At 34.6% G+C, this 15,964-nt stretch carries 12 protein-coding genes; 7 read left to right on the top strand and 5 right to left on the bottom strand.

What is annotated here, in order from left to right; all coding sequences use genetic code 11:
• Positions 1–113: 113 nt before the first annotated feature.
• Together ahcY and ACPX19_RS06495 are read left to right on the top strand one after the other, a co-directional pair.
• A complete protein-coding gene (gene ahcY, locus ACPX19_RS06500) occupies positions 114–1,430 on the top strand; it encodes an adenosylhomocysteinase (RefSeq protein ID WP_426432219.1) in 1,317 nt (438 codons plus the stop codon).
• Between the two features lie 247 nt (positions 1,431–1,677).
• A complete protein-coding gene (locus ACPX19_RS06495; protein ID WP_426432217.1) occupies positions 1,678–2,160 on the top strand; it encodes a very short patch repair endonuclease in 483 nt (160 codons plus the stop codon).
• 75 nt (positions 2,161–2,235) lie between these two features.
• Here ACPX19_RS06495 and ACPX19_RS06490 read toward each other — a convergent pair whose 3' ends face one another.
• Positions 2,236–4,323, bottom strand: coding sequence for a S46 family peptidase (locus ACPX19_RS06490; protein ID WP_426432216.1), 2,088 nt, complete (start codon positions 4,321–4,323; stop codon positions 2,236–2,238).
• 80 nt (positions 4,324–4,403) lie between these two features.
• Between ACPX19_RS06490 and ACPX19_RS06485 the strand changes: the two genes are divergently transcribed.
• The 3 genes from ACPX19_RS06485 to ACPX19_RS06475 are packed head-to-tail and all read left to right on the top strand — an operon-like array spanning position 4,404 to position 6,872.
• Positions 4,404–5,549, top strand: coding sequence for a methionine aminotransferase (locus ACPX19_RS06485; protein WP_426432215.1), 1,146 nt, complete (start codon positions 4,404–4,406; stop codon positions 5,547–5,549).
• Positions 5,550–5,601: 52 nt separating this feature from the next.
• Complete coding sequence (locus ACPX19_RS06480) at positions 5,602–6,090, top strand: hypothetical protein (RefSeq protein ID WP_426432214.1); 489 nt, start codon at positions 5,602–5,604, stop codon at positions 6,088–6,090.
• 2 nt (positions 6,091–6,092) lie between these two features.
• Entirely contained in the window at positions 6,093–6,872 is a 780-nt protein-coding gene (locus ACPX19_RS06475; RefSeq protein WP_426432213.1) for an amidohydrolase, read from the top strand.
• On the opposite strand, the gene ACPX19_RS06470 is transcribed toward ACPX19_RS06475, so the two are convergent.
• Positions 6,856–8,433, bottom strand: a complete 1,578-nt coding sequence (locus tag ACPX19_RS06470; RefSeq protein ID WP_426432212.1) for an Ig-like domain-containing protein — start codon at positions 8,431–8,433, stop codon at positions 6,856–6,858. The two genes, ACPX19_RS06475 and ACPX19_RS06470, sit on opposite strands and share 17 nt — an antisense overlap.
• Before the next feature lie 95 nt (positions 8,434–8,528).
• Positions 8,529–9,191, bottom strand: a complete 663-nt coding sequence (locus ACPX19_RS06465) for a ComF family protein (RefSeq protein ID WP_426432211.1) — start codon at positions 9,189–9,191, stop codon at positions 8,529–8,531.
• 77 nt (positions 9,192–9,268) lie between these two features.
• On the opposite strand from ACPX19_RS06465, the gene ACPX19_RS06460 reads away from it, so the two are divergent.
• Together ACPX19_RS06460 and ACPX19_RS06455 are read left to right on the top strand one after the other, a co-directional pair.
• Positions 9,269–10,156 carry a hypothetical protein gene (locus ACPX19_RS06460; protein ID WP_426432210.1) on the top strand — a complete coding sequence of 296 codons (888 nt, stop codon included), beginning with the start codon at positions 9,269–9,271 and terminating at the stop codon, positions 10,154–10,156.
• A gap of 62 nt (positions 10,157–10,218) precedes the next feature.
• Positions 10,219–11,763, top strand: coding sequence for a glycine--tRNA ligase (locus ACPX19_RS06455; protein ID WP_426432209.1), 1,545 nt, complete (start codon positions 10,219–10,221; stop codon positions 11,761–11,763).
• A gap of 80 nt (positions 11,764–11,843) precedes the next feature.
• Here the strand turns inward: ACPX19_RS06455 and ACPX19_RS06450 are convergent, their stop codons facing one another.
• On the bottom strand, positions 11,844–12,377 hold the full coding sequence (locus ACPX19_RS06450; protein ID WP_426432208.1) for a DUF3575 domain-containing protein: 534 nt from the start codon (positions 12,375–12,377) through the stop codon (positions 11,844–11,846).
• 101 nt (positions 12,378–12,478) lie between these two features.
• Positions 12,479–15,907 (bottom strand): hypothetical protein, encoded by a 3,429-nt coding sequence (locus ACPX19_RS06445; protein WP_426432207.1) that lies wholly within the window; start codon positions 15,905–15,907, stop codon positions 12,479–12,481.
• Positions 15,908–15,964: the final 57 nt, after the last annotated feature.

Here is a 15,964-nt window from a genome sequence, read left to right as displayed (position 1 = left end):
ATTATCTTTGCGCAGCCTTAGAGAGGTTGTGCACTTTATTGGTAAGCGAATTTAACTAATTCAATGCTAAACCCAAAGGCAAGAATCATTTTAAAAATCTGAGAAAAAAGAATATGAGTACAAAAACAATTCCTTACGTACCAAACAAAGTAAAAGACATGTCGCTAGCGGCTTGGGGAAGAAAAGAAATTGAATTAGCAGAAGCCGAAATGCCAGGCTTAATGAGTCTGCGCGAAGAATACAAAAACGAGCAACCGTTAAAAGGTGCACGTATTGCAGGTTGTTTGCACATGACCATTCAAACCGCTGTTCTAATTGAGACGCTACAAGCTTTAGGTGCCGAGGTTACTTGGAGTTCTTGTAACATTTTCTCTACCCAGGATCAAGCTGCTGCTGCTATTGCTGCTGCTGGCACTTCGGTTTATGCTTGGAAAGATATGACCGAAGAAGAGTTTGACTGGTGTATAGAGCAAACCTTATTCTTTGGCGAAGACCGTAAGCCATTAAACATGATTTTGGATGATGGTGGAGATTTAACCAACATGGTTTTAGATAAATACCCAGAATTAGCTTCTGGTATTAAAGGTTTATCTGAAGAAACTACAACTGGTGTACACCGTTTGTATGAGCGTGTTAAAAACGGAACATTACCAATGCCTGCCATTAACGTAAACGACTCGGTAACAAAATCTAAATTTGATAACAAATATGGTTGTCGCGAAAGTGCAGTAGATGCCATTCGTCGTGCAACTGACGTGATGTTGGCAGGTAAACGTGTTGTGGTTTGCGGTTACGGTGATGTTGGTAAAGGTACTGCTGCCTCTTTTAAAGGTGCAGGAAGTATTGTAACGGTTACTGAGATTGACCCTATCTGTGCCTTACAAGCGGCTATGGACGGTTTTGAAGTGAAGAAACTAGAAACAGTAGTTGGTAATGCAGATATAGTCATTACAACAACAGGAAACAAAGACATAGTACGTGCAGAGCACTTTAAAGCCATGAAAGACAAAACCATAGTATGTAACATTGGCCATTTTGATAATGAAATACAAATGGCTTGGTTAAACCAAAACTATGGTCATACTAAAGACACTATTAAACCGCAAGTAGATAAGTACACTATCGATGGTAACGATATCATTATTTTGGCCGAAGGACGTTTAGTAAACTTAGGCTGCGCCACTGGTCATCCAAGTTTTGTAATGAGTAACTCGTTTACCAACCAAACCTTAGCGCAAATAGAACTTTGGAAGCATTCTGATAAGTATGAAAACAAGGTTTATATGCTACCGAAGCATTTAGATGAAAAAGTAGCAGCTTTACACTTAGAAAAAATTGGTGTTGAGCTTACAGAGTTAAAACCAGATCAAGCCAAGTATATTGGTGTAGAAGTTAAAGGTCCTTTTAAACCTGAGCATTATAGATACTAAGACTTCCTGCGAAAGCAGGAATCTCAAATTTCAAATACTAAAAATTAAATCCCAAGCCGAAATGTTTGGGATTTTTTTATTCGTGACTTCGAGTGATTTGTGAGGCAAAAGTAAATTGCACTGAGACAAGCTCAGCAGAACTATCGAGAAGTAAAAACTTAATAAGTTCTCGATACAAAATTCTTTACAAGAATTTCACTCGAACTGACGAATTACTCATATTAAAATTTTGTATCTTAATGTTTAGATGAACTATTCCGAAGACAAAATAAAAGTCCCAAGATTCAACGAAGCATCTGGTTTCTACACTACGAAAAAACGCTCCAAGATTATGAGCAAAATTCGTGGGAAGAATACCAAACCAGAATTGTTGTTTAGAAAAGCACTTTGGAAAGAAGGCGTAAGGTACAGAGTCGATAGCAAACAAATTCCTGGTAGACCAGACGTTAGCATTAAAAAGTACAAATTGGCTATTTTTATTGATGGTGAATTTTGGCATGGTTACAATTGGGATGACCGTAAAGCCAAGTTAAAAACCAATCGCGACTTTTGGATTCCAAAAATAGAACGGAATATGCAGCGCGATAGAGAAGTCAATCAACAATTAAGGGAAATGGATTTTACCGTTTTTCGGTTTTGGGTTCACGAGGTAAAGGACAATCTTAAAACGTGTATCAATGATGTGATGATGTATCTGGATTTGGAAAAATACACTGATAAGAAGGAATAAAAAGACCTACAAGGTTTTAAAACCTTTGCAGGTCTACAATCTTTTTTTAATTACCTACTACTAGTTATTTACTACTTACTTTTTAGGATGCACTAGTTTCATCTCATCAATCAAGTGCTTTGCGCCAGCATATTTATCGACGATAAAAAGCACGTAACGTAAATCTACCATAATGTTTCGGCAAATGTCTGGGTCATAATTCATATCGCTCATGGTGCCTTCCCAAACACGATCAAAATTTAAACCTACTAAGTTTCCTTCGGCATCAATAGCTGGACTCCCAGAGTTTCCACCTGTGGTGTGATTGGTTCCTAAAAAGCAAACAGGCATATTTCCGTTTTTATCCGCATATTGACCATAATCCTTGGCTTCATAAAGGTCGATTAGCTTTTGGGGTACATCAAACTCATAATCACCTGGCACATACTTTTCCATAACCCCTTTTAAGTGGCTTACAGGCTCATAATACACGGCATCTCTTGGCGAATACCCTCTAACTTGGCCATAAGTAACACGCAACGTACTGTTGGCATCTGGGAAATAACGCTCGTTTGGTAAGGCTTTCATCAAAGCTGTCATATACTCGGTTTGCAGTGCAGATATGACTTCATTTTTTTGTTGAAATTCTGGATCGATACCATTAAAAAATTCTTCAATAATTGGCTTTGCGTAGGCATAGGCTGCATCATTATTTAAGTTTTTAATCACAGTTTCGGCATCGCCATCTAATAATTTTAAAGCCGAATCTAAATTGGTAAACGCTGTTTTTTCATAGATTGAAGCATCAACTGGTTTTCCATACAACGGCATTACATTTAGGTACATACCTTTGTCAACCTCAGCATCAAAGTTTTTAAGAATGCCTTCAAAAGTGCCTTTTAAACTGGTTTTAGCGCGTTCTAAACTTTCAGGATTTGCTAAAAGCGCTTGTTCAACCTGATAGGCTCTAAAGGTCATTTGCATCAGCTCACTTGTTACCAAAAAGACTTCAATAAAATTTCTTCGCTTTATATTGATGTCTGCAAAATCTTTATATAGTTTATCAAATTCTGGTAAAATATGACTATACTTTGCTTCTAGTCCATTTTCCTTCAATGCTTTCTTAAAAGTTGCTTCAAATTCACGACGCTTAGCCACAGCATCACTCTTTTGAATTCCTAAGTTTTCACCAATCCACTTTTTCCAGGCGTTTGCAATTCTGGCTTGCTTTGACGCATACTTAATACGCACCTCATCGCTGGCTTTCATCTTGGCATCAATCACTTTTAAAGCCGCTTCTCTAATTTCGATATTTGTTGGATTGAATTCCTTAGTGATATGCTCAATGGCTACAGCTGGCAAATACTCATTGGTACGACCAGGAAAGCCAAAAACCATTGTAAAATCGCCTTCTTCTACACCATCTAAAGACACAGGCAGATAGTGCTTTGGCTTGTAAGGCACATTGTTTTTACTGTATTTTGCTGGTCTGTTATTCTTATCAGCATATATTCTAAACATAGAAAAATCACCTGTATGTCTTGGAAACACCCAGTTATCTGTATCGCTACCAAACTTACCAATGCTGCTTGGTGGCGCACCAACCAATCTTATGTCTTCAAAACGCTCAGTTACAAATAAGAAGTACTGATTGCCTTCGTAAAACGACTTTGTTTTAACGTCTTGCCACGCTTCTTTTGACCAAGATGCCATGGCAGCATTACTGTTTCTTGTGATTAAAGATTGTTTTTCCTTTTCGGTCATAGCATCGTTTACACCATTTAAAACGGTATCTGTAACATCGTGAATGCTCACAATAAACTCAATAAACAAACCTTCATTTGGTAGTTCTTCGTCCAGCGACATTGCCCAAAATCCATTTTTTATGTAATCGTTTTCTAAAGACGAATGCGACTGAATCTGGCTAAATCCACAGTGATGATTGGTAAGCACCAAACCTTTGTCTGAAATCACTTCGCTGGTACAACCACCATTAAAATGACCAATAGCGTCCTTAAGACTAGAATTGTTAACATCGTAAATATCTTTAGCTGTTAGCTTACTTCCAAGGCTTTGCATTTCTTCTTCGTTCATACCTTCTAAAAGTGAGGGAATCCACATGCCTCCTTGCTGGGCAGACACCTGAAACAAAACGAAAAAACAGAGTAATTTTATTAATCGCATAGTATATATTTTATTGATTTTGTAAAGATAGAAAATCCACATTTTATATCTTTAAAACTTATAGAATATAAAGCTATATTATGGTAACACATCAATCTAAACTACTCAATGTAGGCACTACCATTTTTACGGTAATGAGTGCTTTGGCCAACGAATATAAAGCCTTAAACTTATCTCAAGGTTTCCCAAATTATCCAAGCTCACAACAATTAAACGACCTCGTTGCCAATGCTATGAATAGCGGCTACAACCAATACGCACCAATGGCTGGTAATTTAGATTTGCGCTTAGCAATTGCGAATAAATTTCAACAACTTTACAATACAGGTTATCATCCAGATACTGAAATCACGGTCACCGCTGGTGCAACTCAGGCTATTTACACTATCATTTCGGCATTTGTAAAGCCAAATGATGAAGTTCTAATTTTTAAACCTGCTTACGATTGCTACCAACCTGCTATTGAAGTTAATGGCGGAAAGACAATTGCCATTCAACTTTCTGCACCTGATTATAGCGTAAATTGGGACGAAGTCGCTTCAAAAATATCATCTAAAACGAAGATGATAATCATCAATACACCTCACAATCCTAGTGGTACAATTTGGTCTGAAGACGATATGCGTCACCTTGAAAAATTAACAAAAGACACTAATATTATTGTGCTGAGTGATGAAGTGTACAAGCATATTGTTTTTGATGGCGAACAACATCATAGCATTTGTAAGTTTCCAGATTTAAAAGCACGTAGTTTTATTACCGCTTCCTTTGGAAAAACGTTTCATAATACAGGTTGGAAAATTGGGTATTGCTGTGCACCAGAATATTTAATGGACGAATTTAGAAAAGTACATCAGTTTAATGTGTTTTCTGTAAATCATCCAATGCAAAAAGGTATAGCAGATTATATGGCAGATGCCGAAACCTATCTTGGTTTGAGCAATTTTTTTCAGCAAAAACGAGATTTATTTTTGAATTTAATAGCTGAATCTCGATTTAAATTCACACCATCAAAAGGCACGTATTTTCAGGTGTTAGATTATTCTGAAATTACCGACGAGCACGATGTGGATTTTGCCAAGCGATTAACCAAGGAATTTAAAATTGCCAGTATTCCGCTTTCGGTTTTTAATGAAAATGGCAAGGATGACAAAGTACTTCGTTTCTGTTTTGCCAAAACCAACGAAACCTTAATAAAAGCCTCGGAAATTTTATGCAGAATTTAAGTTACTTTTTGTACTTTTCTGTGTCACACTAATGAACTAAAATTTATTAAAAATGAAATATTACATCATACTTTTATTATTAGCGTTTTCACTAACATCATTTGCCCAAACTGTTGAAAAAGATGGAAAAACTTATGAGGTAAAAAAAGAAAAAATCTTTTTAGACGGAAATGAGGTTACAGAGACTCTAAGTTTAGAGGAAAAAGAAGCTATCTTAAAGCAAGCGGCAACTATAAATGAAAAACTAAAGGTAGATGAAAAAGCACAAAAAGCTGCCGAAAAATTAGAAAAAGAAGCCAAAAAAGCAGAAAAGGCTCAAAAAAAAGCCGAAAAAGCACAAAAGAAAGCAGAAAAGGCTTTAAAGAAAAAAGAAAAGCTTCAGAAAAGTTATGAAAATGCGCAAAACGATTTTAAAAAAGCCCAAAAGAAATACGAAAAGCTAAAGAAAAAAGGTAAATTATCACCTGTTGATGAGACGAAGTGGCTTGAGAAAATCGAAAAACTTTCTGAAAAAGTAGAAAAAGCAAAACGCAAACTGTAATTATGAGCAATACCCTAACTGTTGCACTTATACAAACGGATTTGGTTTGGGAAAACCCTGAAGCAAATCGTAAAAACCTAGAACAAAAGGTCAACGCCATCAATGGTGCTGACATTATTGTTTTGCCAGAAATGTTTAGCTCAGGCTTTACCATGAATGCTTCTGCCGTTGCTGAAACTATGGATGATGAAACCATTACTTGGTTAAAAGCACTTTCAAAATCTAAAAATTCTGCAATAGCAGGTAGTTTGGTAATTTCTGAAAACGGGAATTATTATAACCGATTGGTTTTTATTGAACCTACTGGGAAAATTACACCTTACGATAAACGACATACGTTTACCTTAGCAGGTGAGCATAAAGTATATACTGCTGGTAATGAAAGAACTATAATCGATTATAAAGGATGGAAAATTTGTCCACTCATTTGTTACGACTTACGTTTCCCTGTTTGGGCAAGAAATACCGAAGATTACGATATACTAATCTACGTAGCTAATTGGCCAAAACTTCGCATTGCTGCTTGGGATACACTCTTAAAAGCTAGAGCTATTGAAAATATGGCTTATTCTATAGGTGTTAACCGTATTGGCTTAGATGGTAATGACTACGAATACTCTGGCCATTCTGGCGCTTATGATGTTTTAGGAAACCGTATAGACAGCATGCCTGAAAACGAGGAAACTACTGAAATCGTAACCTTAGAAAAAGCACATATAATTAAATACCGAGAAAAACTTGGCTTCCTAAAAGATAGGGATACTTTTAGTCTAAAAGTGTAAACTCATAAATAAAATCGAAACTTGCCCTGACCTCATCAAGTTGAGAAGAAGGCATATAGCTCACACGCTCTGGTTGTATTCCTAATAAGTAGTTGCCAGTATCATATTTACCATTACCATTGGTGTCGTAAATAACTCTTAAATCATAAAGCTTCGGTACTAAATCTGTAAAATCTACAACTGGAGATTCTGTAGTATAACGCTCATATTCTACTTCACCTCTATTATTTACTAATTGAACAATCAGTGGGAATTTAGCATTTATGAGATTTACCCTAATATTACCATATTCAGATTTCATCTTAGTTCTAAAAGAATAGTTTAAAGTGTCTTTGTTGGTACCTTCATAAAAATCTGTAAAAGCATAAGGAAGCACTCTTATTTTGTATTGCTTACCTTCCTCTTTATTAATTGGAAATTTATAGCGGTTATATATAGAGTCATATTTTACTTTATAATCTACTTTTAAAGAATCATTATCAATTACTTTAATCTTAGTCGAATCAACACTTACAAAAGGCACAGAACCTTCTAAGGTAAAATCAGTTTCTGTATCTAGTGTTCCACTTGTGATAGCTTTAATTTCTAAAGAATCAGCATCAAGATTTCTAAAACGATGCTTGAAAGTATCCACATACTTTTCGTTAGAAACCACAAAGAAGGTCGTATCAATTTCAAACTTTGGTTTATACCAATAATAAAGTGTATCGGTTTTGGTATCTTTGGTTATTCTTGTGGTATAGCCCTCAGGCGTTTCACCTAAAACTTTAATATGCATATTTTCGTAACTTCCTTCGTAAGGGAACATGATTCTGGTTTCTCCTTCTTGTTTTGGCTTTACAGCTTTAAAATTTACCTCTTCTTTAAAAAGAGTTAGTTTATAGTTTTCATCAGTAGGTACTGTTATAAAATCTTCATAAAACCCGATCTTATCATTTTTTTGATCAAAAGTGTAATTACCGTTTTTATCTTTTAAGGCGATAAGCTTATAAACGCCCGCTTTTATATTATCTATACTAAATGTGGTTACACTATCTAAAGTATTGGTAATATATCTTGGTTTTTGTTTATAAACCAGAGAATCTGAATAGGTAGAATCAACCTCATACAGCATAACTGAGATAAAGGTTTCTGGTTTTTTTAAAAGCGCATCTTCAACGTAACCCCTTACTGAAAGTGAGTCTATTGTCTCACCTGTTGAAAATACATAACGATAATATGGATAAGGATTTTCCTCATTATTGTCTACAATGCTTTCCCCAAAATTGAAGGTGTACGTTGTATTAGGTTGTAATGTATCTTTTATTTTTATAGAAATATATTTACTTGCGCCTCCCATTGGATATATCTCAGGGTTGGTATCCATTGGAGGTGAGATAATGAGTTGCTTTCTTAAATCTTTAATCTTTACATACTCGTCAAAGGTTATGATAATTTCGTTTCCTTTAAAGTTTGTTGATAAGTTTTTAGGCTTTTCACTAATTATTACTGGCGGATCCACATCCTCCTCACCTCCTGAGGGTGACCCACGATTGGCACAGCTAACAATTACTAATGCCATAGATAGAATGCCTAGAATTCGTAAAAAATATGAACACATCTACTAAGAATAATTTTGCACAAAGAAACAATTTTTAAACTATAGAAACGAAAAAATCAATCGGCAATTGCCATAGTAGCAAGACTTAACTTAATATTATCAATTTTCAATAATTCTGTGGCACAAGCCTCAATGGTTGCGCCTGTAGTTATAATATCATCAACTAGTAAAATATGCTTTCCTTTTAATGATGAATTATCTGCAATACCAAAAACAGCACCATCATTCCATCTGGACAGTCTGCTTTCAAATACTTTGGTTTTTGTAGCCTTTATTTTTATGAGAATAGTGTCATTATATTCTGCATTAAGTGCTTTCGCTATTGCTTTCCCAAACTGCTCTGTTTGATTATAGCCTCGTTGTCGCAACTTGGTTCTATAAAGCGGTACTGGTATTACAACATCAATCTTTTTATAAGCATCAATAGTTTTTAACTCTTCCCCAAGCCACCTACCAAAGAAGCCACTTATATCCTGATGTTTTCTATACTTCAGATTATGAAGCAGTTGTTGCACAACTCCTTTCTTTGAAAAGTGCAGGAGTGCAGTTGCCTGTTCTAGCTTTACACGTCCATAAACTACCTTTTTAACAGTGTCCACATTTTCAAAATGAAAATTTGTAATAGGCAAATCGTGTCGACATTTCGTACAAATGACTAATTCATTATCTACCAAAACATTACTACATGCTTCACAGACTTCAGGGAAGAATAAGTTCAACAAATTTTTTACCACTTAATCGAATAAAATAAAAACGCACCTCAATATACTCTAATTTCGCATTAACTAAGAAATTAATGATGATAGTTAACCCTCAATTATTTAACTACAGATTAATTATAAGTTCTTTATTAGTTGTTTTAACTGTTTTAGGTGTATATAGTTTTACTAATTACAAATCCATTAAATCCTACGAAGAATTCCTAAAACAAGAAAAAGTTTTGATAGAAAAAGAACTATCAGAAATTTTAGTAAGTTATGACGAACTAAGCCAAGATTATGATCTTATGTCTTCGCAGCTCCAAGAAGCAAAACTAGAAACTAAAATTGTTTTAGATTCTTTAAGATTATTAAAAAGTGACTTATCAATAATCACAAAGTTTAAAGATCAGCTTTCCGTTTTAAAAACTAAGAGCAAGGTCTTACTTACTACAGTAGATTCTCTAAATTCTGCAAATATAAAGTTGCAGAAAGAGAAACGCTACGCTATGAATACTATTAAGAGCAACAATATAACTATCAATGCTCTTAAAGTAACCAACGATTCTCTAAATGAAACTATAGATAATGCTGCTATTTTAAGAGCTAATAGTGTCAATGTTGAAGCTTTTAAAATAGATAATTCTAAAAAGAAAGCCACACTGAGAGCTAGACGTGTTAATGCAATGGATGTCTGTATATCACTAACTGAAAATCCATTAACTGAAAAAGGTAAGAAAGATATTTACATTCAGATTGTAAGCCCTGACAACAATATTATTGCAGACAAGGGAGAGGTGTTTTTTAATGACACTTCTTTGATTTACAGTAAAAAGGATGTAGTAAATTTTGACAATAAGAATTTGAACATCTGTACTACTGTAGCCACTTATAAAGAAGACAGACCACTAAAAAAAGGAACTTATTTTATCAATGTTTTTCATGAAAACAGAAAACTCGGTAGTACAAGCATAGAATTAAAGTAAACCAACGATATAATTTTTTAAAAACCGCTCAATTAATTTGAGCGGTTTTTTATTTTTGTGCCATGGCAAATGACGACAAATTCAAAAAGGTAATCTCTCACGCAAAGGAGTATGGTTACGTATTTCAAAGCAGCGAAATCTATGATGGTTTAAGTGCTGTTTACGACTATGCACAAAATGGTGCTGAATTAAAAAAAAATATTAGAGACTATTGGTGGAAAGCCATGGTACAAATGCACGATAATATTGTAGGTATAGATGCTGCAATATTTATGCACCCAACTACTTGGAAAGCTTCTGGGCACGTTGATGCGTTTAACGATCCATTAATAGACAACAAGGACTCTAAAAAACGTTACAGAGCAGATGTTTTAATAGAAGAACATTGCGCTAAAATTGAAGCCAAGATTAATAAAGAAATTCAAAAAGCCGAAAAACGTTTTGGTGATACCTTTAATAAAGAAGAGTTTGTCTCAACCAATGGTCGCGTTCTTGGATACCAGGAAAAGATAGACTCTATTCTAAAACGTTTAGGACAATCTTTAGAAAAAGAAGATTTAGCAGATGTTAAGGCTTTAATTGAAGAATTAGAAATTGCCGATCCATTAACAGGAAGTCGTAATTGGACAGACGTTAAGCAGTTTAACCTAATGTTTGGCACTAAATTAGGTGCTTCCGCAGATACTGCAATGGATTTATACCTAAGGCCAGAAACAGCACAAGGTATTTTTGTAAATTTCCTTAATGTTCAAAAAACGGGACGACTAAAAATTCCTTTCGGAATTGCACAAACGGGTAAAGCGTTTAGAAATGAAATTGTTGCCAGACAGTTCATCTTTAGAATGCGCGAGTTTGAGCAAATGGAAATGCAATTTTTTATCAAACCAGGTGCTCAAAAGGAATGGTTTGACTATTGGAAAGAAACCCGTTTAAAATGGCATAAATCCTTAGGAATGGGCGACGATAATTACCGTTTTCATGATCATGAAAAATTAGCACATTATGCAGATGCAGCAACAGATATAGAGTTTAATTTCCCATTTGGTTTTAAAGAGTTAGAAGGCATTCACTCACGTACGGATTTCGATTTAAAACAACACGAGGAATATTCTGGCAAAAAGTTACAATACTTTGATCCAGAAGACAACACAAGTTATGTACCTTATGTTTTAGAAACATCTATCGGTTTAGATCGTATGTTTTTAGCAGTATTCTCCAACTCACTTGTTGAAGAAGTATTGGAAGATGGTTCTACTCGCGATGTCTTAAAACTACCTGCGGTTTTAGCACCGACTAAAGCTGCTGTTTTACCTTTGGTGAGAAAAGATGACGCTTTAACCAAAATGGCAAGAGATATTGTAGATGACCTTAAATGGGATTTTAATGTGGTTTACGATGAAAAAGATGCTGTAGGAAGACGTTACCGTAGACAAGATGCTGCTGGCACACCGTTCTGTATCACTGTTGATGGCGAAAGTTTAGAAGACAACACAGTAACCATACGTTATAGAGATACTATGGAGCAAAAACGTGTTAAGGTTGAAGATTTACGTGACCTTATTAAAAAAGAAGTTGATGTTAAAGAGTGGTTGATGAAAATGAATTAGAATTCTTCTAATTATAAAAAAACAAGAAACCTAAGCAAATTGCTTAGGTTTCTTGTTTTTATGATTATTATTTATTGAGATTAAAAACGATAACCTACAGTTATACCGAACTTGCCTACAAAATCATAATCTGTACCCTCAGATTCAAACAAGTTTCTACCAATTCCGAAATTTATTTCACCTATAAGCCCTTTTTTGGTTACCCATTTTCCTCCTAAGCCAATACCTAAAGCAAAATCTGTTACCCAATTATCTTCATCGTCTTCAAACAAAAAATCAATATTCCGATCAGCGCGATTAAGCATTCCAAATCCTTCGAGAAAAAAACCAGCTGCATGTTTTTTCCCAAAATAATAGCGATAATAAGGAGAAATATAATACTGTATCTCATCCTTTAATTCCTTATCATATGGTAAAAAAACACTAATACCTAATCCAGACTCATCATCTAACAAATACTCATAGCCTACATCAAAAGCACCTAAGACAAGCACAAGAGCATTTAGCTTCACTTCATGTTTGGCATAAAAAGAATTGTCTGTTGTATTTTGCTCTTGAGCATTAAATGTAAATGTAGCACAAAGTAATAATACCGCTAAAAGTAATTTTTTCATTTTTATTGATTGTTTAATTGATTATGAACTTATTCTTACAACAATTATAACACATAGATGCAAAACTTACACATAGGTTGCGTAATAATTTTGTTTGTACTCTAAAAATATGCCTTCAACTGAATTGTTCCTGTATGGATGGTTTTTGCTGTTTCAGTCTTTCGACCAAAATAATTAAGGTTTAAATCTAAAAACCTGGTAAGTTTCTTTTGCGCTAACAAACTCCAGGTAAAGTTTTTGCCTGGTTGTAAACCTTCTAACATCTGATAAGCCACTGGCGTGTTGGGATTACCCTCATAAGTATTTTGAAACACATTAAATTCACCTGTCAATGCAATTTTCGCTGCTTTATTATAAGTGAATGAAAAACCATAATTGTTTTGTGATAAAGACTCTAAATCACCAATAGTATTTTCTTTTGAGGTATATTGATAAAAGACATCAAACTGCGCGTTTTCACTAAACAAATAAGATAACTTGGGTTGAAAACGCTCCTCGTTGATGTTAAAATTTCTATTGGCAAAGTTTTCACTTAAGCTTTCCTCAGTCCCAAAGCTTGAGAGTGCATTAACGAGCCAATTGGTTGCAAACTTGTGGTTGAAGTTTAATTGATGTTTGGTCAATTTATTTTCCTGAAATCCTATTGACAACAAACTTCTACTTGTGTTTGTTAAAAACGTATACGATGTCGTATAACGTTGTTTCCCTCTATTGTAAAACAACACATTTCTAACACTATTATTTAGAGCTAATTGGTTATCTTCATCGGCTTCAAAAGGGTTCAAATTAAAATTATTTCCCTCTCTTCTTATCTTCCTATCAATTAAATAAGACGTTTGGTTATAAAAATGTGAAAAGAACTTTTTGGTTTTATTTTCGGATGCACTCCATTGTATTGGATTCACGGTCAGTGTTTGACTCAATCGGTTTTGATGCGTCCGCACAAAAACTTGGTTTGGTAGCAGTACTCTTATATAACTGCCTTGATCTGCAAATTGTGCAATTTCAAACTCGTTGAGTTCCTGTATTCCATTTTCATTATAGTCAATCCAAGTGTAGGCCCCTTGCCCTGCTTCAACTTCTACATAAGTAAAATCTTGTTGTGGTAACGTACCAGAATTGGTTTCAAAACTGGTATTCCAAAGTATAAGATTATTAAACAATTTTTGGTTATAGCTCAATCTGCTGTTTAAACTTTGTTCATCTTCTGAGGTTTCATCTTCTGCCTTTAGGTCTCTAAAATTTACAAAAAGTTGTAGGCTGGTATTAGTATTTTGTATTAATCGTGATTTTAAATAGTAAGTATTAGAAGTATTAACACGCTCTAAACTATTATTTCGCAAACTATCATTATAACGTTTTATGTAACCTACCTCAGCGAATACTTTAGTACTATCACCTATACCAACAAAAGCTTCATAAGCAGAAAATCGCTGGCTTAAAGGCGTTAAGGAATCTGAAGCTATAACGGTTTGTTCGTTATCTTCTACTGCAAACTTAGCTCCAACCCATTTATTACCCTTTTTATAAACCACACGATTAAAAGACCTTAAAAAGGTAGATCGATTTATCGTACTTTCACTATTAAGAAAACTAGAATTGGTAAAAACTCTAAAGTTACCCAATCGCATATCTGCCATAAGATTATGTCGGCTTCCGTTAAAATTGTTGGCGTAATCTAAATATTCAAAATTATAGGATGCCAATCCTTTTTTAGAATGCGATAATTGTAACCCAGAGGTTAATAATAGTTGATTACCTAAAATGAAATTTCCTTGGTCATCTCTATTATCTTCAAGGTTCCAATCACGATTAAATTCGGCTCTGTACAAACGCTGAATGGTTCTAAAATTCTCTTGAATAAAATCGGCATCTATCAAAGCAGACAAATTCCAAAGACTATCGTGTTGGACCAGTTTTTGATCCACTCTTAGCTTTCCTGCAAAACCATCATTATCATCGTCATCTAAACTTGAAAATAGATTGATATCATTTTTACTTCCTGCCAACTCAAAAAATATATCTGTTTTTTGAGTTGGTTGGTAACGACCATTGAGCACAGCTATTTGCAGCCGTTCTGGCGCTACAAGTTGCGTAATTGGTTCATAGTTCCCTTGCGGAATACCTCCAATTGGTGCTACATATTCAAAAATATTGGTCACCGCAGTATCGTTACTCAACACATAATTTCCTTGATTAGTACCAACTAATGTAAACCGAACACTAAACAACTGGTCTTCGGGATTTTGTGAAAAGACAAAAATTTCTTCACCATTGAGAATTTCTTTTCGATATAGAATTCTATTTTCTGAAAAGGATTCTTCAGTTGCCGATGGTGCAACCATCAAGTCTTTATCATCACCTGCGTCAGCCAAGATTTGGGTCTGCTCTGTTGATAGATTTTGCTGTAGTGGTTGATTTTTAGCATCACTTTCAGAATATAAAGACACACTTAATTGCAACTTTTCGGTTTCAAACGTACCACCTCCAAACACTGTAAATCGTGAATAGTTTCGTTCACTAAACTGATAATCTACCGTAATTCGCATTTCGGAAGTAATCGGATAGGTTGAGTTGAAAATAATTTCACCCGCATTATAATCTATAATATAATCATGGTTTTCTCCACGTTCTAGAGGCACACCGTTCACATAAACCGTTTCACTACCAGAAACGATAAGCACAAACAATTCGTTATTGGGTCCTCGCAATTTGTAAGGTCCTTGATTACCTTCTTGAGCTGTGAATTGTGTCGTTGTAAATTGCCCTCTAACCAAAGCTCCTGAGGCAAAAACTGAGGTTTTTTCACTTAGATTTGCATTAACCAACAAGCCTTGTACACGCTTAGAAAAGTTGGCATAATAACTTTTGGTATTTACCAAATCTATATCTCCAGCTCTAATATTCCAGCTATCACTAAACAACTCTATAAATACTTGGTCAAATTCATCTAACCGCTGCGAATATCCACCTTCTTGCAATGGAATATTTGCATCTTGTATCGATGCTCTTAAGGATACTTTATCGCTCAACTTACCCGAAATTTGTAAATCAAGCTCACTGTTCAATACCGAATTCTGGTTATTGCCAATCGTTACACCTCTAGAAATACTACCAGATGTGGTCAAACCATCAAAAGGAGTAAAAAGATTTCTGTTAGAGGTATTTTCTAACTTGTATAAAGTTTCAATACCATAAACTGAACGGTCTACAATAACATCATCGTCTAATTGCTTATATACTTTGGTTATAAAATCTGGGTAGCGTAAATATTCAACATCGATAGAATCTAATTCAACGGGTTGTTTAAAATTTAATATGGACTTAGAAAAATCAATATTGTAAAGTGTTGAATCAAGGGCAATTCCTTGTTTCGTTTTTACAACAAATTTTGAAGGATTTATACTCACAGAATCAATGATAATTGAATCTGTAACTGCAAGACGTTTTTTCTTATAATTAGTCGGATTCTCTTGGGCATAAATCCCAAAAGAAACCACAAGAAATAGAAAGAAAAGAAAGCGCTTCATCTTATGATATAACTTCGTAAAATCGCAAATATTTTATCGTTAAAATAGACGTAAAAT

The organism is Winogradskyella sp. HB-48 (genome assembly GCF_049942685.1).
Classification (GTDB): domain Bacteria; phylum Bacteroidota; class Bacteroidia; order Flavobacteriales; family Flavobacteriaceae; genus Winogradskyella.
The sequence above is the reverse complement of the archived record's forward strand: the minus strand, read 5'-3'. Positions and strand labels throughout refer to the sequence as shown.